We start from the raw sequence: 20,904 nt of genomic DNA on the forward strand, positions 1-20,904 counted from the left end.
GAAGTTTCGGTACTAGAAATTATAGAAAGTTAAGAAAAATTAGAAACTTCTGCTTCTATTTTTTCCCATTTTTCCATTACCGTATCTAATTTTGCTTTTTTAGCTTTGTATTTTTCAAAGAAATTTGGTCTGCCAGAAACTTCATCGTAATTCTTTGCCAATTCTAAATCTATCTTTTCAATTTCTTTTTCTAAATCTGCTATTTCAGTTTCTACATTAGAAAGCTTATTTTTTAGCTTTTTAAGCTGCTTTTCTTGCTCTCTAGATAATTGTTCTGATTCTTTTTTAGAAGTATCTTTCGCTACTTTTACAACCGTTCTTTTCTCTGCTTCTCTAAGGTTTTCTATCTTGTGCTGCGCTAAGAAATAATCAATATCTCCTAAATATTCTTTAATTTCTTTGTCTTTAAAACCGTAGACGGTAGACGTTAAGCCTTGTAAGAAATCTCTATCGTGAGAAACTACAATTAAAGTTCCGTCAAAGTTATTCAAGGCTTCTTTTAACACCGTTTTAGAAGCAATATCTAAGTGGTTTGTTGGCTCATCCATTATCAACACATTAAAAGGTGATAATAATAATTTACACAAAGCCAACCTATTTCTTTCTCCTCCAGAAAGTACTTTTGCTTTTTTATCTGCCGCATCTCCACCAAACAAGAAAGAACCTAACATATCTCTAACTCTTGCTCTATTTCCATCACTAGCAGCGTCTTCCATGATTTGTAAAACAGTCTTTTCTGGTGGTAAATGTTCTGATTGATTTTGAGCAAAATACCCAACTTCTACATTATGACCGAGCTTTAAATGTCCTTCAAAAGGAATTTCGCCAACCATCATTTTTGCTAACGTTGATTTTCCTTGTCCGTTTTGACCAACAAAAGCAATTTTACTATTTCTTTCAATTAATAAATCTACACCTTCTAAAATTTGTTTATCGCCATAACTTTTAGAAAGATTTTCTGCTTCCACAATAATTTTACCAGGTTCTTTAGAAATGTTAAAACGAACATTCATGGCTTGGTTATCATCTTGGTCTACCTCAATCAACTCAACTTTATCTAGTTGTTTCATTAAAGATTGCGCCATAGAAGCTTTACTTGCTTTTGCCTTAAATTTATTTATTAAGTGTTGTTTTTGTTTTATTTCTTTCTCTTGATTTTTCTGCGCTTGTAATTGCTTTTCTTTTATTTCTCCTCTTAATACTAAGAATTCTGAATACGGTTTTTTATAATCGTAAATCTGTCCTAAAGAAATTTCTATGGTTCTGTTGGTGACATTGTCTAAAAACATTTTATCATGCGAAACCAAAACAATGGCACCAGAATAGCCTTTTAAGAAGTTTTCTAACCAAATAATAGACTCGATATCTAAGTGATTGGTTGGCTCATCTAATAGTAGAATATCGTTGTTTTGAAGCAATAATTTTGCCAACTCAATACGCATTCTCCAACCTCCAGAAAAAGTGTCTGTTAATTTATCAAAATCTTCTCTTTGAAAACCTAAACCTTGTAAAATCTTTTCGGTATCTCCTTGGTAATTATACCCTCCTAAAAGTTCATAACGTTCTGTCTTTTCTGTTAAATCGATAATTAACTGACTGTATTCTTCACTTTCGTAGTCTGTTCTAGTTGCTAATTGTTCATTAATTTCATCTAACTGAAGTTCTATTTCTTTAATTTCTTCGAAAGCTTGGTAGGCTTCTTCCAAAATAGTTCTTCCTTCAACAAAATCGATATCTTGTCTTAAGAAACCCATTTGCACATCTTTATCAAAAGCCATGGTACCACCACTACTTTCAATGTCTCTAGAAAGCACTTTTAATAAAGTAGATTTTCCTGCTCCATTTTTTCCAATCAGTCCAATTCTATCTCCTTTATTCAATTTAAAAGTGATGCCAGAAAACAATTCGGTTCCCATAAAGGAAACCGTTAAATTATGTACGTTTAACATGAAATTATTGTAAATTTGTAAGGCGCAAAGCTACTTAAAAAAATAGAGTTATTATGTTTAAAAAAGGTACAAAAATATACAGTGTTGCAAACGGTAAGTGCCCTCGATGTCACGAAGGTGATTTTTTTAAATATAAATTTACGATCCATCCATCTAAAATTACGCAATTACATGATAATTGCCCAGAGTGTAATTTAAGATATATGATAGAACCTTCTTTCTTTTTTGGTGCTATGTATGTAAATTACGGACTTACAGTTGCTATTTCTATTGCTACTTTCTTAATTGCTACATTGCTTTTCTCACTAACGCTATTGCAATCTTTTGCTGCAATTATTGTTGCTTTACTTGCTTTAACTCCCTTAAACCTGCGTTTATCTAGAATAATCTGGATAAATATGTTTGTTTCATATAGCAAAAACAGTGAAAAACAAAATGAAAAAAAGTAGTTATTATTAAAAGTTGACTTCTTTTAATATATTTCATTTTGGGTATCAATACGAATGGTATTTGCAATTTTAATTTTCACTTTTGCAAAATTCCCTCCAACTATGAAAATATTATACCCAACTATTTTAGCACTATTTTTTTACTTTGCTACTTTTTCACAAAAAAATACAGCAAATTCTCAAGAGCTGTTTGATTCTGCTACAAATGAAGCATTAAAAGCTGGCTCCTTAGAGGGTTTAATTTACAACGTTAGAGATCTAAAAAAGTTAGACAATTTTACGAACAGACGCAAGCAACACCTAGCCTTAACAAATGCATCCGTAAAAAGTAATAACAGTAGAGCGTTTACCGGTAAACGTTTTCACGATACCTCTAATGACTTAAATTATAGAAGAAGCATATTCCCTCAAAGTAAAATCGTTCAAACGGATAAATACATAGCAACCAATCCCTTTTTAATTGGTGGCATTCATCTAAAAAAAGGCAATGCAAATTCGAATTCTAAAGAATACTCCAAATATATTAAAGAATATACGGCAACAATTAGTAGGTATAAAAAGAACCAAAAAGACTCTATAGAAATTGCTGATGCTATTTATTCTAGGGCAAATGTATATTTTAATGACAACCAATACTTAGCTTCTTTTAAAGATTACCAATTGGCAGCAAAATATTATGAGAAGCTTGGAGACAAGGTTTACATGAATTATTCTTTGGCTGGCATTATAAATATTTATGGTATCAATGGTTTTAATGAGAAAACAATTGAAGAAAGAAGAAAACTAATAAAAAGAAAAATTGAAACGAATCTACTAGAAGGCCTCTATATAGATTACTATAATCAATCTTTAAATTACAAGAAACTAGATAGCTTTAAAAAACAAGAAGAATACCTTTTAAAGGCAAATTCGTACATTGAGAACAACAAAGGTAAAAACATCACCGACAGTGATTTCCTAGTTATTAAAAGTGGTTTGGTTCTTTTTTACGCGACAGAAAAAAAAATTGATGAAGCAAAAAAATACTTAAAAGAAGCAACCATTTATTATAATAAAACCGATAAAAACAGTTTTTTTACTGACGATTTTTACAAAGCAAAAGCCACTTATTTATTTGCGTCTTCTAATTATAAGGAAGCTTTAATATTTGCAAAAAAATCATATGCATTATTTAAAGATAATAATAACATGCCTGGTGTTATAGAAAGCAGCAGATTACTTTCTATGATCTACACTAAAATGGGCAATAATAACCTTGCTTTAGATTATTTTAAAAAATATTACACCGTTAAAGATTCTATTTTTAGCATTGCCAAAACAAGCGCACTTATTTATTACCGAGCACTTTATAAATCTGAAGATAAAGAGAAAGAAATTTCTGAACAAAAAGTAGAGATTAAGGAATTAGCGAAAAAATATGAAGCAAAGAAAAGCTTTATTCTTATGGGCGTAATCAGTTTCGTCTTTATTTTTTTAATACTGTTGTTATATATTAATAGAATACAGTTTAAGAAAGAGAGAAAAATGCAAGAAGAATATGCTCAAAAACTACTACTTTCTGAAGAAGAAGAACGCAAACGAATTTCTAAAGATTTACATGATAGTTTAGGACAAAGTTTATTATTGATAAAGCATAAAATTGCTGCAAAAAATGATGATGAGGCTAAGGAATTGGTAAATAGTGCCATTGAAGAAGTAAGAAGTATTTCTCGAGTTTTACATCCTTTTCAATTAGAACATGTAGGTCTTTCTAAAGCCTTACAAAACTTAGTTTTTTTACTTGATGAAAGCTATAAAGACACTTATATTTTTGGTGAAATAGATCATCTAGCGTCTAAGTTATGCCCGCAAACAGAAATAAATGTTTTTAGAATTGTACAAGAGTGCTTGTCTAATGTAATGAAGCATGCAAAAGCAGCTTCTGCTAAAGTAACCTTAATAAATACTAAAGAGAGCATTGTTATAACTGTTGAAGACAATGGTATTGGTTTCAATTTTACTGAAAAATACAATGACCAAGAAAGCCTGGGACTTAAAATTATAAAAGAGAGGGTAAAGTTTATAAAAGGAACTTTAAAAATTAATTCCATAAAAAATAGTGGTACAACAATTACAGTTAAATTTCCAAAAGAGTAAATCACATCAACTTTAATTTTGAAAAGGTTTCTCTGATTTTATTCTACTTAACACCAACATTAGCATACCGGCAAGAACTAAACATTTTTGCAAAAGAATCTTTTAATTACGCTTCTAAAAGGAATCTACATACACTCAAAGAGGTTGGCGTTTGTGCCAGTAAAATAGCAACTGATGTAAAGTCGCTTTTAAAACAAACTTCTTTTTGTTGCAAAAAAACACAATTAAAGTGTCTGAAGTTTTTTTATACCAAAAAATTTCCTTAAAAGTTTTTGCAATTACGGGTATCAATACCCACAATAGATTTTAATAAATTGATTTTCTTTGGGGTCACCTAATTAACAGCTATAATCATGAAAAAAACAATTGATATGATTTTTAAAAAGAAAGAAAAAATTGAAAAAAACTATTCAGAATTAGTAGAAGCCTTTTTGAATCGTTTAAACAATAACGAAGAACCTAAAGATTTTTAAATGGAACTTTAAAAAAAACAGATTATATAATACAAAGCAATTTCCTATAAAATGAGAAAATTAGAAATTTTTATAGCTGATGACCACCCGATACTTTTAAAAGGCTTAGAAGATCTTTTAATTGAAAAAAAAATGAACGTAATAGGAAAGGCCATTAACGGTCAAGATGCCTTAAACTTCATTATAAAAAACGAGCCATACATTGCGATTTTAGATGTAGAGATGCCAAAAAAAAGTGGGATTGAAATAGCACAATATTGCAAGCTAAATAAAATAGCAACCAAGATTATTCTAATTACACTTTACAAAGAAATCGATTTGTATTTAATGGCAAAAAAAATAGGTGTCTTTGGGTATATTTTAAAAGAATTTGCTTTAGAAGAAATAGAAACTTGTATTAAATCTGTAACGAACAACATTCCTTATTTTAGTGAAGAAATAAAAAAACACATTGGTTTTACAGAGGAAACGAATGCTGTATTAAAAGAATTATCTCTTCCAGAAAAAAGGGTTTTAAAATTAATTTCAGAGCATAAAACAAATAAAGAGATTGGCCATTTATTATTTATTTCTCATAGAACTGTAGAAAAATACAGGAGTAAAATTATTTTAAAATTAGATTTATCCCATGTTAGTGGCGCTTTGCTCTCTTGGGTTTTAAAAAACAAACACCTTTTTAATTAATTAAAACAGCAATTACCATCATTATAAAACTATGTCACCAACAAAATTTATTTCAAAAATAATTTCTAATTATAAAAGTAAAAGAGAATATATAAAAGAGAGACGTTATGCAAACAACCCAAGAACGAAGTATTACTACTACATGAGAAAGTGTGATATTATAAGGAAAACGAATCAAAAGGAATTAACAGTACATTAGAATCTTCTAATATCTATTTCAACATCTAGAAGACCCCCATTTTCTAGATAATTAAAGAGGCTTTTAGCAACCGTTGGCCCTATCATTACACCACGCGTTCCTAAGCCATTTAAAACGACCAATTGTTGGTGTTTTGGATGCACACCCACCAAGGGTCTTCTTCCTGCAACAGTTGGTCTTATTCCTGCAGATTGAGCAATAATTGTATACGGAACATCTATTACTTTCTTCAATTTTTCTACCAACTCTTCTTTTCCTTCTTCCGACGGATTGGATGTTTTATCGGTCCAATTAAAGGTTGCGCCAACTTTATAATTGTTGCCTCCCATTGGTAGAATGAAAAGTGTAGATTTTAATAAAAAATCGATATTTAATTCTGGTGAGTGAATGGTTAACAACTCTCCTTTTGCTTCGTTTAATGGCAAGTAATTAAAATACGGATTTTGCTTGATACCAAAACCTTCACAAAAAACCACTTTTGATGCAGTAATATCTTTGTAGGTTGCAAATGCTTCGTCAAGTTTTAATTCATCATATTCAAAATTCTCATAACGAATCAATCCACTATCATTCAAATAACTTCTATAAGATTCTACTAATTTCTTTGTATCAATTCTGCCGGTTTCATTTACATTTCCAAAGTTAAAATCTGCAATAACTCCGTTATAAGTCTTCGTATCTAATTTAGGATCTAAATAGTCTATTAATTTTGGTTTATCTAGCGCTTCAAACCAATTATTCTGATCTTCAATAGACTTAAATGCTTTTTTAATGACTATTTTTTTGTCGATACTAATATTTAATTTCTCTTCGATGCTTTTGTATAATGGGAGCGCAATTTCTAATTGCTCTTTAGCATTCCAAACAGGTGTAAATCTTTTTAAAATTACAGGGTTGTACACACCACCAGCAACTAAAGAAGAGGTTTGAGAATCGTCTTCGAAAACTAAAAATGTTTTGCCCGCATTTAACAATTCTTCTGCAAATGCTAAACCTGCCAACCCTAAACCAACAATAATATAATCTACCTTCATAATTTAAAAAATGACTTTAAAATTCAGTTTTGCCTAAGATCTATAAATAATTCTAGCCCTGATTGAAGCGTTTGTTTGAGCTCTTTTTGAGGCACGAAAAAAAGCGAGTGCGTAAAGCAGGAAACAGCTACAAATAAAAAAACGCTTGCTTTCACAAACGTTTTATTTTTTATTGGTAGTGAATTAATAGTTCCACATATCTATTTCTCTATTTCTAATGTCTTCTTTGATCTTATTTGCTTCTAACATTTGAAACAAAGAATTACCGCGAACATAGTCTTCAATAGCTCTGTTACCATACATATTTTCTTCTCTAACAATTGTAGAACTAAATCTTCTCGCATTTAACAAGTGATCGAAAGAAATTGGTTGTGAAGCATTTTTAGGATTGAAAACCTTAGCATCATGCAGTACTTGTCTTGCAGATGGAAAGAAAATCCAGAATAATTCATACAATTTATCATCCTCTATTTCTTGAACTCCTAAAGTTTGTACATCTTTTCCCATGGGTGCTAAAGCCAATAATCTGTACTTTAATTCTCCTTGACGTTTATCAAAATACCACATTCCTTTAATCATATACCCTGCTACATCTTCTGTTTGAATTCTGTAGGTATCTGTATAACCATTTTCTTCACGAACATTTACCAAACGTTTTTCTATTTCTTCTGGTGTTATTCTTGTAGTAAAAAAAGAATCATCATACGCTTCTTTAATTTTACCTTGCTTTATTCCTTTAATTAAAGTGTGAAACAAAGATCTTCTGTCTGATGATATGCTTGTAGTATCTATAGGAAAATAATAAGGTAAATTTATTTTTTGATTCAAATCTATAAATTCCCAAACTACTTTAGACCACAAAACATCTCTATCGTCTACATAACCATAAGGAATTGGTCCATCATTATCTGCCGCCAATTGCGCTGCACTCTCTACACCTATTTGGTCTACAGTCTTTGCGTTTAATAAGTTCGATTGCGCACTTACCAAACCTGTAGTTAAAATAGCAAAAAATATTATTACACAATTTTTAATCATAACTAAGTTGATTTTCTAGTTTGTTAATTCTATATTAACGGGTAATACTTTCTTTAAGTTAGTACCATTTGCGGTAGCTTTAATACCATAAATATTTATAATATCGCCTCTTCTCGCTTTAGATAATACTTTCTTAGCAGCAGCACTTAACTTATCACCATTTACAATGATGGTTAATTCTCCTGGTACTTTAATTTTAAAACTTTGAACTCTAATTTTTAAATCAAATTCAAAATCTGGCAAACCTGCTGTAATAGGAGCATTTGTTAAACCCGATTTAGGCATTCTAACAGTACCATATTGACCTCTAACAGATCCCATAGCTGCAGGAATATCTTTAACTCTAAACGTACTACTAGAAGTAACTTTTTTACCACTGCTTAAAGTTGCACTCACATTAATTTTAGTTGTTGCACCACCACCTGGGCGTACAATAAATCCAGATCCAGAACGACTTAATTTACCTCCAGAAGCACTTACATTTAAATCACCAGAGCTAACACCCGGTAACGAAACAGATATAGGATTGTCTAAACCTCTATACACTACATTCATTTTATCTGCGGAAACAACAGCACTACTAGGCTCTGCAATTACAGAATAAGAACTTTTAAATGGTACAGGAACTTCTTCTCCATTTTCCATAAAATAAATAGTTCCTTTAATATCTTTATCTCCAACACCTCCTGCATTTAAATCTAAAATTACGCTACCATCTTTAAAGTTTTCATAATTTTTCCCATTCAACTCTACTCTACTAGGTTTTAAATTGGGGTCATATCTTCCTAAAACAATGCTTCCTGTAACTTTATCTCCAGGGTAAAAAGCATTTTTATCTAATTGTACAACGCCATTGTAGTTAGACATAGATACTTCACTTTCTAATTGCCCACCTAATAAATCTGAAATAATATCGCTTTCAGTATTTTTAATATCCGCTTGTATTTGAGTAAAATTAGTTAAGGAAGCTACCATAGGGAAACCTTCGTATCTTGCTTTTAACCATTTTTCAGTTTTATTACCTCCACGATCTACATCCTCTGTATTGAAACGGTCATTTATTGCAGGAATAAATTTGCTATTGGCTCCTAAAACCTGAATCATGTTAGTTCGATACCCATTAATATTATCTAAGAACTCTTGTCCTTCAATAGTATAACCATCTCCTTTAAAGAAATGTGCATCAAGCCAATCCATTTTATCCATTTGCTCATAATCATCTTTATCTTCAATTTCAGCAGTCATTTTTATTTTTAATGCTGCTAAATATTGATAATATTCTGATGAATATTCTTTTATTTTATCTGCCTTTTGTTTCAAAGGCCCAAATTTTGCTGGTTGTTCAGAAGCTTTGGTACTTAAATTTGTGTATGCTAATGCATTTTTCTCTGCTGTAGATAAATTATTATCTACTAATTTTTCATTCGTATAACCAAAAGCTGATAAAACTTCCTTATCCATTTGCATTGCTAACATTGCAATAAAAACAAGATACATTAAGTTAATCATCTTCTGCCTTGCGGACATTTTTCCTCCTGCCATTCTAATTAGTTTTTAAGTTGTTATAAATTTAGTTTTAACTAATTATTATTTACTAGACATTGCAGAAAGCATGTTTCCATAAACGCCATTTAAAGAAGACAAATTATTTGCCAATGCTTTCATTTGTTCATGTAATCTTTCAGTATTTTCTACAACAGACGTATTTAATTCTGCTTGTTTGCTTGTATTTGCTACCTGTACTTTATACAAGTTATTTAAAGACTCCATTTGCAATGCAGCTTTAGACATTTCTTCATTGTATTTATTGGTTGAAGCTACAGAGCCAGATGCTGCAGACAAACCTTCTGCTGCGTTCTGAAAATTCTTCATACTAGAACCTAAACTTGCCATTAAAGTCGCATCTATTTTAGCTTCTTGTAATAAATTGTCTAATTTTTGAGACAACATACCATCTGCTCCTAATTTCGTTTGATCTCTTTCTGAAGACAAACCTCCATCTGCCAATTCAGGATATACTTTTGCCCAATCTAAATCGTCTTCTGGTGCATCAAAGGCCGATATTGCAAATACTAGTGCCTCAACAACCAAACCAATTGTTAACATTACCCCTCCGGTTAGTGGCCCTATAGAAAAATGTTGAATTTTGAATAACGCTCCAATAATTACTACTGCTGCTCCCATTCCGTAAACGAAATTCATTGTTTTCTTGTATGCTCTTGATTGTGCCATAATTATATTTCTTTATTAGGGGTTTTTATTTTTTTGTTCGTTTATTTATTCGCTGTTCCTATGTAATTTTGTACGGTTCTAAAACCAATATAACTTCTTGCAGTATCTGCATATTCATAATCTCTAGAACTTACTTCTAGAAAATATGCAACATCTTTCCAAGAACCTCCACGTACAATTTTTCTTTTATTTTTTCTATCTTCTACATTCGGATTCATTGTAGAAGCCATATAATAAGATGATAGGTTGTAGGCCGTATTTGTCCACTCCGAGACATTACCAGCCATATTATACAAACCGTAATCATTTGCATTAAAAGATTTCGCTTCCATTGTATATAAAGCGCCATCTACAGCGTAATTACCTCTTACTGGTTTAAAGTTTGCTAAGAAACAACCTCTATCACTAGTGGTGCTTCCTGTTCCCCAAGGATAGGTTGCAAATTCTAACCCTCCTCTTGCCGCATATTCCCATTCTGCCTCTGTTGGCAATCTAAAATCTGGTACTTGAGTGGCATTTTTTCTTCCTTTTAAATAATCATTTTTCTTTTTGGTTCTCCAATTACAAAAAGCATTTGCTTGTTCCCAAGTAATGCCTACAACAGGGTAATCTCCATAAGATTGATGGTAAAAGTAATCTTGGTGCATTGGATCATTGTAAGAGTAATTAAAATCTTTAACCCAAGCAGTTGTGTCTGGATAAATGTTTAAAACTTCTATTGCTACAAAATCCTTTCTATTTCCTCCTTTTCTGGCGGCATTATCTCTGTCAAACCAAGAATATCTATATTTTAAAAACTTCGTATTAAACGTTCTTATTCCGTCTACAGCTTCTTCTCTACTAATATAAAGAGAATCCATAACTTCTACATAATCCATATCTGGGTATTCTTCTGTTTTCCAAAACAATTCAGAGCGCCAATTTAATGGCTTTATAGAATCAATTCCGTCTCCTAAACTCCAGTAATTCTCATACATGTATCTTTGGTAAGGAGTTGCATCTGTGGTGTCTACGGTTGCAAAAGCATATTCATGCACTCCTCCAGAAAGCGGTGTTCCATCTGCATTTGGTGTTCCACCCATGGCTGCAAACTCTGCTTGATATCCTAATCTTGTTCTTACAATAGAATCTCTAACCCAATGTACAAATTCTTTATACTCATTGTTGGTTACTTCTGTTTCATCCATATAATAAGGCCTAACAGAAACCGTTTTAGTTGGTGCGTTCATAGTACCAATAATATCCTCATCTTGTTTTCCCATCGTAAAAGAACCACCTGGTATCAATGCCATTCCGTAAGGTTTCTCTGAAAACCATTTCTTTTTGACCTTTACTCCTACCAATTCTCCCCTATCATTAGAGCCACAACTGTAAAATACCGTTATTAAAAGTGCAAATATTGCTGCTTTCTTCATATTTTGATTATATCTTAACTAAAGTTCGTAAACCTATTCTATTTTTTGCTAAAAAACAATACTGAAATTGCATTTTAACGTATTGATTTTCATTTCGCTACAATTACACCATTTTTTTCATTGCTTTATACCACTTTTCTGGTATAATTTGCTTGGTTGCATCTGTATAATCTTTATACGTACATGGTATTAACGCATGTCTTTTGTATTTATTATTTGATAAGATTTTTATTTCAATCCACCACCTTCCAGATTTGTTACTTTTGTAAAAGGTTAAAGGCTCATCATCTTCTAATAATACCGTAAATTTTTGATAATTTTCTTTACCAGAAAACGGATAATCCTTTACTCTAAAGTTAACACCTTCAATAAAGTACCAAATTATTTGCGCTATTAAATGTGCTGTTTGATGATTGTTGTCGTGTTTAGAATTGTATTCATAAATACCAAAAGACGAAACTTTATCACTAATACCTGCATATCTTGAAATGGCACAAATTTCTTCACCATAAAAACCATTTGGCGACGCATTATTATTTGCAGGAGCTTCACTTTGTCTAATCGCACCAATATCTATAGAAACAATATCTGCATTTCTAAATGCAGGCTCTATATTTTCTAACTCTTTTGCTTTTCCTAATCGGTAAGCATCAAAAAATAAATTATCTAATAAACTGATTTCTTCTTGTGAATTAAAATAGGTTTGATACCCAACATTGCAATAATTAAACAAGTTATTTGGTTCTTGCATAATTATTTTACTCAGGTAAGATTGTGAAGTTACATCTTCTTCGAAGTTCCCTAAATCGAAGCGGCTGTCTACTGCTGTAATATTTACAGATTGCTCTAAAGCGTCATAGGCCCTGTAATTAACGTAGGTGATGTCTTGACCGCCACCAATAATTACTGGAATAATGTTTTTCTTTAATAAAGAAGCAGTTATTTCTCTAACCGCAAAGTAAGTATCAGAAACTTGATTCCCTTTTTTAATATTTCCTAAATCTACTATTGTGGTATGCCAGTTCCCAGGAAATAACTCGTATAATTTTTTTCGGATAAAATGCAAATCTTCTCCACAGCCAAAATTATTTTGAGAATTTCGATCTTCTTGCACTCCTAAAATAGCAATCTTTACATTTCCTAACTCCGGAAAACCTTCTTCGGTTGAATGTATTTGAATATTTTGCCCCAAACAAGAAGGAGATTGCAACATCAAGTCTGCAATAACAGCATCTTCTACAGGGCTTAAAAAGTCTTGATTCATCAATTTTTTTTAACAATAAAGTATGCAAGATACTAACTAATTATTTCTTTTTCACCGTTTTCTTAGCTGCTGTTTTCTTAGCTGCTGTTTTCTTTTTAGCAGCAGGCTTCTTTTTAGCCACTTTTTTCTTAGGGGTCTTAGCCTCTATCATTTTTACAGCTTCTTCCTTAGAAAGTTTTTCTATTTCTGTGGTTTTAGGTAATTCAATCTTAATTTTCCCTTTTAACACGTTATAGCGTCCCCAACGTGCTTTTTCTACACGAATAGCAACATCTTCCCAATTATGAATAACTTTATCTATTTCTTTCTGTTTTTTAACTTCAATTAATTCGATAATATCATCTACAGAAAGATTATCAAAATCGTACTTTTTACTAACGTTTATAAATATAGCATTCCATTTTAAAAAAGGTCCAAAACGCCCAACTCCTTTCTGTACAGGCAAATCTTCATAATGATAAATGGGTGCATCTGCTTTTTGCTTTGCAACAATTAATTCTTCTGCTCTTGGCAAATCAACTTCCATTGGGTTTTCTCCTTTGTCTAAAGAGACAAACATGGTTCCGAATTTTATATAAGGGCCAAAACGTCCATTAGAAACAATAACCTCTTCCCCTTCATAAGCACCTAAAACTTTTGGAAGCAAGAACAATTCTAATGCTTCTTCCATTGTTATAGTTCCTAAATTCTGATCTTTATTTAAACTCGCAAATAATTTCTCTTCGTCTTCTGGCGCACCAATTTGTGCAATTGGACCAAATTTACCCAAACGGACTAAAACTGTTTTACCAGATTCTGGATGTTTTCCTAAAATACGTTCGCCACTTTCTCTTTCTGCATTTTCTTTTACATCTTCTACATTCTCATGAAATTTAGTGTAGAAACCTTTAATCATTTCTATCCAATCTTCATCTCCTTCAGAAATATCATCAAAAGAATTTTCTACTCTTGCTGTAAAGCCAAAATCTAAAATATTCGAAAAATTGTTTACCAAGAAATCGTTTACAATATTCCCAATATCTGTGGGTACTAATTTATTTTTATCAGAACCCGTTTTCTCTGTTAAAGCTTCTCCTTTAACAACGCCGTTAGATAAAATTAATTGTTGATATTCTCTTTCTAAACCTTCATTTTGTCCTTTTTCTACATAACCTCTTTTCTGAACCGTAGAAATTGTTGGTGCATACGTAGACGGTCTACCAATACCTAATTCTTCTAATTGTTTTACTAAAGATGCTTCTGTAAAACGGTATGGCGGACTCGTAAAACGTTGTGTTGCATTAATAAAAGTATAGTCTAATTTGTCTTTCACTTTTAAATTTGGCAACATTCCTGCTTGCTCCTCACCTTCATCATCATCGTTTCCTTCTAAATATACTTTTAAGAAACCTTCAAACTTAATCATTTCACCATTCGCAGTAAAAATTTTCGAATTCTCAGAGTTTTCAATCTTCACGTTGGTACGTTCTAATTGCGCATCACTCATTTGAGAAGCCAAAGTTCTTTTCCAAATTAAATCATACAATCTCGTTTGATCGTATTCTGTATCAATAGAGTGCATTTTCATGTTGGTAGGACGAATTGCCTCATGCGCTTCTTGAGCCCCTTTTGCCTTCGTTTTAAAAACACGTTGCTTGCTATATTCTGCTCCGTAATAATTGGTAATTTCTTCTTCAGCGGCATTTCTTGCATCCACAGATAAGTTTAAGCTATCTGTTCTCATGTAGGTAATTAAACCGGCTTCATACAACCGTTGTGCAACCTGCATTGTCTTACCAACTGGGAAACCTAATTTTCTAGACGCTTCTTGTTGTAATGTTGATGTTGTAAATGGTGCTGCTGGAGATTTCTTTGCTGGTTTTTTTGTTAAATCTGCAATTGAAAAAGCTGCATTTGCACAAGAATTTAAGAAATTCTCTGCTGTTTTTTTAGTATCAAAATTCTTTGGAATAGTTGCTTTAAACGTTTTTCCTTCAGTATTAGAAAATTGTGCAACTACTTTATAATGTGTTTCTGCGTTAAAATCTAAAATGCTGCGTTCTCTTTCTACAATTAAACGCACTGCAACAGATTGTACTCTACCCGCAGACAAACCTCCTTTTACTTTTCGCCATAAAACTGGCGACAATTCGTACCCAACAAGTCTGTCTAAAACTCTACGTGCTTGTTGTGCGTTTACCATATTATAGTCAATATCTCTCGGATTTTCGACTGCTTTTAAAATAGCATTTTTTGTAATTTCATGAAAAACAATACGTTTTGTATTTTCATCCTTTAACTCTAATTGCTCTTTTAAATACCATGCAATTGCCTCACCCTCTCGATCCTCATCACTTGCCAACCAAACCATATCGGCTTTTTTTGCTAAGGCTCTTAACTTCTTAACAACTGGTTTTTTATCATCTGAAACTATATATTTAGGACTAAAATCGCCATCCACATCAATTCCTAATTCTTTGGATGGTAAGTCTGCAATATGACCATAACTAGACTCTACTTGAAAATCTTTTCCAAGAAACTTCTCTATGGTTTTTGCTTTTGCTGGTGACTCTACAATTACTAAATTCTTTGCCATGTATCTTTCTTTTTTCGTAATTAGCGCTCCCGAAACTTCGGGACTAAACTGCGCATTCTGGGAATGCAAAAGTATGTAGTTTTTTTTTATTAATTTTTCATAAAAGCTTTTTTACTTCATTTTTAATAGAAAAAGTTATTCTACAGTAATCTTTTGTTTCATTTTTGTTGCTGAATTTCCGCCTACAAAAAGCATAAATTCACCAGTTTCTACTTCCCATTTTCTTTTAGCCGTATAGAATTGAAGTACTTCTTTATCTATAATAAAAGAAACTGTCTTTGTTTCTCCTGCTGCTATCAATAATTTCTGAAAACCTTTCAACTCTTTAACGGGCCTCACAATACTTGCTACTAAATCTCTAATATATAATTGAACAACTTCTTCACCAGCAACAGTTCCTGTATTTTTCACATCCACAGAGAGTGTTATTTTTTCTTCGGATGACATTGTTTCTGTATCAACTTTTAAATTATCATAAGAAAAATTGGTATAACTCAAGCCAAAACCAAAAGGATATAAAGGTGTTTTTTCTGAATCTGTATAACCAGAATACGTTACATGGATGTCATTAGAAGGTCTACCTGTATTTTTCTGATTGTAATACAATGGTTCTTGACCAACATTTCTCGGAAAAGAGACAGGCAATTTCCCCGACGGATTGTAATCACCAAACAACACATCTGCAATTCCGTTTCCAGATTCAGATCCTAATTGCCAGGTCACTAAAATTCCTGGTAAAAGCTCACTTGCTCTAGAAATATCCATCGGTCTTCCGTTAGATAAAACCAAAACAATGTTCTTATTCACTTTATAAACAGCTTCTAACAATTCATTCTGCAAACCTGCAAAACCTATTTTAGTCTGACTTCTTCCTTCTCCAGATTGATACGCATCTTCACCAATTGCTAGAAACACAATTTCTACTTTTAAAGCTGCCTCTACTGCTTTTAAAATGCCAGAGCTGTCCTCTGTGTTTATTTTTAAAGGATATAAAAACTGATTTTCTCCTGGCTTAACCGTTGGCACAGTGAGTTCAACTCCTTTTTCATAATACACTTTTGTGTTTTCACCAACCTTTGCTTTTACACCTTCTAATAAAGAAACTGCCGAATTATACGTTGCTTTTGCGCGCCAATTTCCTAAGGGGGCATCTTTATTATCTGCAAAAGGGCCAATTACCGCAATACTTTTTATGTTTTTAGAAACCGGTAAAATAGCATTCTCATTCTTTACCAATACAATCGATTTTTTAGCAGCTTCTCTTGCAATTGCTAAGTGTTCTTTAGTATAAATATCATTTCTCTCTTTTTCTTCATCACAATATTTATACGGATCATCAAACAAACCTAATTGAAATTTTAATCTTAAAATACGTCTAACAGCATCGTCTAAATACACTAAAGAAATCTTCTTTTCTTCTAACAACTCTTCTAAATGTGCCTCATACGCATACGATTCCATGTCCATATCGCTCCCTGCATTTAAAGCAATTTCTGCGGCATGTTTGGTGTCTTTTGCAAAACCATGTGCTTTCATTTCGCCAATAGAACCCCAATCTGAAACCACAACGCCTTTCCAGTTCCAATCTCCTTTTAAAACATCTCTTTGCAGCACTTTATGTCCTGTTGCAGGAATTCCGTCAATATCATTAAAAGAGTTCATAAAAGTAGCTACACCTGCTTTTGCTGCCGCTTTAAAAGGAGGCAAAATCATGTTATGCAACTCAAATTCACCTACTGTAACGGTATTATATTCTCTACCAGCTTCACCAAACCCGTACCCAGCAAAATGTTTTGCACAGGCAGCAATGGTGTTTTTATCTGCTAAGTCATCTCCTTGAAAACCATGAATTCTAGCCACTCCAATGACCGAATTCAAATAAGGATCTTCTCCTCCACCTTCCATAATTCTTCCCCATCTTGCATCTCTAGAAACATCTACCATTGGCGCAAACGTCCAGTTTAAACCAGAAGCTGCCGATTCTTTTGCTGCAATTGAAGCAGATTTTTCAATCAATTCTAAATCCCAACTTGCACTTTCTCCCAAAGGAATAGGAAACATTGTTTTTAAACCGTGAATTACATCATAGGCAAAAATCATCGGAATTTTAAGTCGAGAATTTTCCATGACTAATTTTTGTGCTTCTCTCACTTCTTTTACAGAAGTAACATTTAGCACAGAACCAACTAGTCCTTTTTTCATTTTATCTACTTTGCTTTTCGCACTTGTGGTAGACGCTGGCCCCGTTAAATCCCAACCTGCAGCATATTGCACCGTTTGCCCGATTTTCTCTTGTAAATTCATCAAACTTAAAACAGAGTCTACTTTTTGTTCTAGCGCTTGATCTAGTGATGTATCTTGCATATTTTTATTGGGTTTACAGCTATAAAAACCAGAGATAAGCGTTAAAATAACTAGAGATAATTTGGTTAATTTCTTCATTTTTACATTGTTTTACTTCCGTTTATTCTCTGAAAAATAAGCTCTTAAAACTTCAGATTAAATTCAAATCTATTAATAATACCGTAAAGTATAATCTACTATTCATAAAAAATATTTGTTTTCTGCCAATTTGTCACTCGTTTTCATTTTTGGTTGTATATTTGCATTTCATTTTTTGAATATGGAACCAATCGTAAAAGTTATTAACGAGAAGATACAAGGGAAAGCTCTTGTTACAGAAAATAAAGCAGAAAACACTAAGAAGCTATTCATAGAAAGCTACGGCTGTCAAATGAATATGAATGACAGTGAAATTGTTGCTTCAATTTTAGACAAAGAAGGCTATAATACCACTCAAATATTAGAAGAAGCAGATTTAGTTTTAGTAAATACTTGTTCTATTAGAGAAAAAGCTGAAACTTCTGTTAGAAAGCGTTTGCAAAAATACAATGCCGTAAAAAAAATAAATCCAAAAATGAAAGTTGGGGTTTTGGGTTGTATGGCAGAACGCTTGAAGGAGAAATTTTTAGAGGAAGAAAAAATTGTTGATTTGGTTGTTGGACCAGATGCATACAAAGATTTACCCAATTTACTAAGCGAAGTTAGTGAAGGTAGGAATGCAGTAAATGTTATCCTGTCTAAAGACGAAACCTATGGAGATATTTCTCCGGTGCGCTTAAATACAAACGGAGTTACAGCATTTGTTTCTATCACAAGAGGTTGTGATAATATGTGTACTTTTTGTGTGGTCCCTTTTACTCGTGGTCGAGAAAGAAGTAGAGACCCTAAGAGTATTTTAGAGGAAGTTGAGTCTATGGTAGCTCAAAACTTTAAAGAAATTACATTGCTTGGGCAAAACGTAGATAGTTTCTTGTGGTTTGGTGGTGGTTTGAAAAAAGATTTCAAAAAAGCGACTGAAATGGCGCAAGCAACTGCCGTAGGTTTTGCAGAATTGTTAGACATGTGTGCTACAAAATTTCCAAAAACCCGTTTTCGCTTTTCAACATCGAATCCGCAAGACATGAGTTTAGATGTTATTCATGTAATGGCAAAACATAGAAATATTTGTAAATATTTACATTTACCTGTTCAAAGTGGAAGTAACGCCATGTTAAAAGCCATGAACAGACAACATACGCGGGAAGAATACATGACGTTAGTAGACAATATCTTCAAAATTATTCCAGAAATGTCTTTATCTCAAGACATGATTGTTGGCTTCTGTGGAGAAACAGAAGAAGACCATAAAGATACTTTAGAATTGATGAAATATGTAAAATACGACTTTGGTTTTATGTTTACGTATTCTGAAAGACCCGGAACTTTGGCAGGTAACAAGATGGAAGATGATGTGCCACAAGCAACCAAAAAAAGAAGGTTACAAGAAATAATAGACCTACAACAAGAACACGCTTTATACAGAACACAGCAACATTTAGGTAAAACGGAAGAATTTTTAATTGAAGGTACTTCTAAGAAAAACCCTGATGAATGGAAAGGTAGAAATACCCAAAATACCGTAGCTGTTTTTGCAAAAGACAACTATAAGTTAGGCGATTTTGTAATGGTAAAAGTAGAAGATTGTACATCTGCAACCCTAAAGGGTACTGTTGTTGGCTATTCTGATAATAACTAAAAATAGAAAATAGAAACAAGAGAGAAGAATACAGATTCTCATCTTTTCTCTTTAATCTTTTTTTTATATTCTGAAAAAAATATGGAAAACTTACAAGCATTAAAACAACGTTTTGGAATTATCGGAAACGATATTCACTTAAACCGTGCCTTAGAAAAAGCCGTTAGAGTTGCGCCTACAGATATTTCTGTTTTAGTTACTGGAGAAAGTGGTGTTGGTAAAGAAAATATTCCAAAAATAATACACTCTTTATCTCATAGAAAACATGCAAAATACATTGCTGTAAACTGTGGTGCAATACCAGAAGGAACTATTGATAGTGAACTATTTGGCCACGAGAAAGGTTCTTTTACAGGAGCAACACAAGACAGAAAAGGATATTTTGAAGTTGCAGATGGTGGTACCATTTTTCTAGATGAAGTTGGTGAATTGCCATTAACAACACAAGTACGTTTGTTGCGTGTTTTAGAAAACGGAGAGTTTATAAAAGTGGGTTCTTCTAAACCCCAGAAAACAGATGTTAGAATTGTCGCTGCAACTAATGTAAATATGCATTCTGCTATTCAGAATGAAAAATTTAGAGAAGATCTTTATTACAGATTAAGTACTGTAGAAATAGATTTACCTGCGTTAAGAGAGCGTAACGAAGACATTCATTTACTGTTTAGAAAGTTTGCTTCAGATTTTGCACAAAAATATAGAATGCCTTCGATTCGATTAGATGAAGATGCGGTTACTGTTTTACTAAATTATCGTTTTCCAGGAAATATTCGTCAATTAAAAAATTTAGCAGAACAAATTTCTGTAATCGAAGAAAGTAGAATGATTACTGCAGCTAAACTTCAACATTATTTACCAAACAACAAGGGAAATTTACCAGCTGTTATTGGTGGTAAAAAAGAGAATGATTTTTCTTCGGAAAGAGATATTATGTATAAGATTTTGTTTGATATGCGAAATGATATCAACGATTTAAAAAAGTTGACACTCGATTTAATGAAAACTGGAGATATTGAAGAAGTTGAAGAACGGAATCATCAATTGATAGAAAAAATTTACGCAGATCAAGAAAGAAAAGAGCATAATATAGAAGTGATGAACATTCCGAAAAGTTCATCCAAAGAAAAAGAGTATGATTTTATCGAGACGATTGAAGAAGACGAGTCTTTATCTTTACAAGACAAAGAAATAGAAATGATCAAAAAATCGCTTGGAAAAAACAACAACAAACGAAAATTAGCAGCAAAAGAATTGGGTATTTCGGAGAGAACGTTGTATCGAAAAATTAAACAATACGACTTGTAACAAATCTGTATACTATTATAATAGTTGCTTTTTTTACTTGTAATAACAATGTCTTCTCGAGGGCCGTTGAGAG

At 32.3% G+C, this 20,904-nt stretch carries 15 protein-coding genes; 6 read left to right on the top strand and 9 right to left on the bottom strand.

The annotated features are described in order from the left end of the window. Positions 1-29: 29 nt before the first annotated feature. A complete protein-coding gene (locus ES045_RS09935; protein WP_147116009.1) occupies positions 30-1,949 on the bottom strand; it encodes an ABC-F family ATP-binding cassette domain-containing protein in 1,920 nt (639 codons plus the stop codon). A gap of 53 nt (positions 1,950-2,002) precedes the next feature. Between ES045_RS09935 and ES045_RS09940 the strand changes: the two genes are divergently transcribed. The 4 genes from ES045_RS09940 to ES045_RS16400 all read left to right on the top strand — a co-directional run bounded on the left by ES045_RS09940 (position 2,003) and on the right by ES045_RS16400 (position 5,890). After that, positions 2,003-2,398, top strand: coding sequence for a DUF983 domain-containing protein (locus tag ES045_RS09940; RefSeq protein ID WP_147116011.1), 396 nt, complete (start codon positions 2,003-2,005; stop codon positions 2,396-2,398). A gap of 102 nt (positions 2,399-2,500) precedes the next feature. Then, positions 2,501-4,534 (top strand): sensor histidine kinase, encoded by a 2,034-nt coding sequence (locus ES045_RS09945; protein ID WP_189663076.1) that lies wholly within the window; start codon positions 2,501-2,503, stop codon positions 4,532-4,534. A gap of 524 nt (positions 4,535-5,058) precedes the next feature. Further along, positions 5,059-5,691 carry a response regulator transcription factor gene (locus ES045_RS09950; protein WP_147116015.1) on the top strand — a complete coding sequence of 211 codons (633 nt, stop codon included), beginning with the start codon at positions 5,059-5,061 and terminating at the stop codon, positions 5,689-5,691. A 31-nt stretch (positions 5,692-5,722) separates the two neighbouring features. Then, complete coding sequence (locus ES045_RS16400; protein ID WP_189663077.1) at positions 5,723-5,890, top strand: hypothetical protein; 168 nt, start codon at positions 5,723-5,725, stop codon at positions 5,888-5,890. Here the strand turns inward: ES045_RS16400 and ES045_RS09955 are convergent. The 8 genes from ES045_RS09955 to bglX all read right to left on the bottom strand — a co-directional run bounded on the left by ES045_RS09955 (position 5,887) and on the right by bglX (position 17,890). Further along, on the bottom strand, positions 5,887-6,924 hold the full coding sequence (locus ES045_RS09955; RefSeq protein ID WP_147116017.1) for an NAD(P)/FAD-dependent oxidoreductase: 1,038 nt from the start codon (positions 6,922-6,924) through the stop codon (positions 5,887-5,889). The two genes, ES045_RS16400 and ES045_RS09955, sit on opposite strands and share 4 nt — an antisense overlap. Before the next feature lie 183 nt (positions 6,925-7,107). Continuing rightward, positions 7,108-7,962 carry a gliding motility protein GldN gene (gene gldN / locus ES045_RS09960; protein ID WP_147116019.1) on the bottom strand — a complete coding sequence of 285 codons (855 nt, stop codon included), beginning with the start codon at positions 7,960-7,962 and terminating at the stop codon, positions 7,108-7,110. A gap of 15 nt (positions 7,963-7,977) precedes the next feature. Next, positions 7,978-9,504, bottom strand: a complete 1,527-nt coding sequence (gldM, locus tag ES045_RS09965; protein WP_147116021.1) for a gliding motility protein GldM — start codon at positions 9,502-9,504, stop codon at positions 7,978-7,980. Between the two features lie 45 nt (positions 9,505-9,549). Then, complete coding sequence (gene gldL / locus ES045_RS09970; RefSeq protein WP_147116023.1) at positions 9,550-10,194, bottom strand: gliding motility protein GldL; 645 nt, start codon at positions 10,192-10,194, stop codon at positions 9,550-9,552. 41 nt (positions 10,195-10,235) lie between these two features. Beyond that, positions 10,236-11,609 carry a gliding motility lipoprotein GldK gene (gene gldK / locus ES045_RS09975; RefSeq protein WP_147116024.1) on the bottom strand — a complete coding sequence of 458 codons (1,374 nt, stop codon included), beginning with the start codon at positions 11,607-11,609 and terminating at the stop codon, positions 10,236-10,238. 103 nt (positions 11,610-11,712) lie between these two features. Continuing rightward, the gene (locus ES045_RS09980; RefSeq protein WP_147116026.1) at positions 11,713-12,873 is read right to left on the bottom strand and encodes a formimidoylglutamase; all 1,161 of its coding nucleotides are present in this window, start codon (positions 12,871-12,873) and stop codon (positions 11,713-11,715) included. Between the two features lie 40 nt (positions 12,874-12,913). After that, positions 12,914-15,448 carry a type I DNA topoisomerase gene (topA, locus tag ES045_RS09985; protein ID WP_147116029.1) on the bottom strand — a complete coding sequence of 845 codons (2,535 nt, stop codon included), beginning with the start codon at positions 15,446-15,448 and terminating at the stop codon, positions 12,914-12,916. A gap of 135 nt (positions 15,449-15,583) precedes the next feature. After that, a complete protein-coding gene (bglX, locus tag ES045_RS09990) occupies positions 15,584-17,890 on the bottom strand; it encodes a beta-glucosidase BglX (protein ID WP_147116031.1) in 2,307 nt (768 codons plus the stop codon). Positions 17,891-18,071: 181 nt separating this feature from the next. Here bglX and miaB point away from each other — a divergent pair, with 181 nt between their 5' ends. Together miaB and ES045_RS10000 are read left to right on the top strand one after the other, a co-directional pair. After that, on the top strand, positions 18,072-19,526 hold the full coding sequence (gene miaB, locus ES045_RS09995) for a tRNA (N6-isopentenyl adenosine(37)-C2)-methylthiotransferase MiaB (RefSeq protein WP_147116033.1): 1,455 nt from the start codon (positions 18,072-18,074) through the stop codon (positions 19,524-19,526). 81 nt (positions 19,527-19,607) lie between these two features. Then, entirely contained in the window at positions 19,608-20,831 is a 1,224-nt protein-coding gene (locus ES045_RS10000) for a sigma 54-interacting transcriptional regulator (RefSeq protein ID WP_147116035.1), read from the top strand. The last annotated feature ends 73 nt before the right edge of the window (positions 20,832-20,904 follow it).

The sequence above is a fragment of the Polaribacter sp. IC073 genome, assembly GCF_007997075.1.
Classification (GTDB): domain Bacteria; phylum Bacteroidota; class Bacteroidia; order Flavobacteriales; family Flavobacteriaceae; genus Polaribacter.

What these genes read in the sequence shown, in the direction of transcription:
- ES045_RS09935 (WP_147116009.1), bottom strand. Translation starts at nt 1,949, where the DNA reads ATGTTAAACGTACATAATTTAACGGTTTCCTTTATGGGAACCGAATTG.
- ES045_RS09940 (WP_147116011.1), top strand. Translation starts at nt 2,003, where the DNA reads ATGTTTAAAAAAGGTACAAAAATATACAGTGTTGCAAACGGTAAGTGC.
- ES045_RS09945 (WP_189663076.1), top strand. Translation starts at nt 2,501, where the DNA reads ATGAAAATATTATACCCAACTATTTTAGCACTATTTTTTTACTTTGCT.
- ES045_RS09950 (WP_147116015.1), top strand. Translation starts at nt 5,059, where the DNA reads ATGAGAAAATTAGAAATTTTTATAGCTGATGACCACCCGATACTTTTA.
- ES045_RS16400 (WP_189663077.1), top strand. Translation starts at nt 5,723, where the DNA reads ATGTCACCAACAAAATTTATTTCAAAAATAATTTCTAATTATAAAAGT.
- ES045_RS09955 (WP_147116017.1), bottom strand. Translation starts at nt 6,924, where the DNA reads ATGAAGGTAGATTATATTATTGTTGGTTTAGGGTTGGCAGGTTTAGCA.
- gldN (WP_147116019.1), bottom strand. Translation starts at nt 7,962, where the DNA reads ATGATTAAAAATTGTGTAATAATATTTTTTGCTATTTTAACTACAGGT.
- gldM (WP_147116021.1), bottom strand. Translation starts at nt 9,504, where the DNA reads ATGGCAGGAGGAAAAATGTCCGCAAGGCAGAAGATGATTAACTTAATG.
- gldL (WP_147116023.1), bottom strand. Translation starts at nt 10,194, where the DNA reads ATGGCACAATCAAGAGCATACAAGAAAACAATGAATTTCGTTTACGGA.
- gldK (WP_147116024.1), bottom strand. Translation starts at nt 11,609, where the DNA reads ATGAAGAAAGCAGCAATATTTGCACTTTTAATAACGGTATTTTACAGT.
- ES045_RS09980 (WP_147116026.1), bottom strand. Translation starts at nt 12,873, where the DNA reads ATGAATCAAGACTTTTTAAGCCCTGTAGAAGATGCTGTTATTGCAGAC.
- topA (WP_147116029.1), bottom strand. Translation starts at nt 15,448, where the DNA reads ATGGCAAAGAATTTAGTAATTGTAGAGTCACCAGCAAAAGCAAAAACC.
- bglX (WP_147116031.1), bottom strand. Translation starts at nt 17,890, where the DNA reads ATGAAGAAATTAACCAAATTATCTCTAGTTATTTTAACGCTTATCTCT.
- miaB (WP_147116033.1), top strand. Translation starts at nt 18,072, where the DNA reads ATGGAACCAATCGTAAAAGTTATTAACGAGAAGATACAAGGGAAAGCT.
- ES045_RS10000 (WP_147116035.1), top strand. Translation starts at nt 19,608, where the DNA reads ATGGAAAACTTACAAGCATTAAAACAACGTTTTGGAATTATCGGAAAC.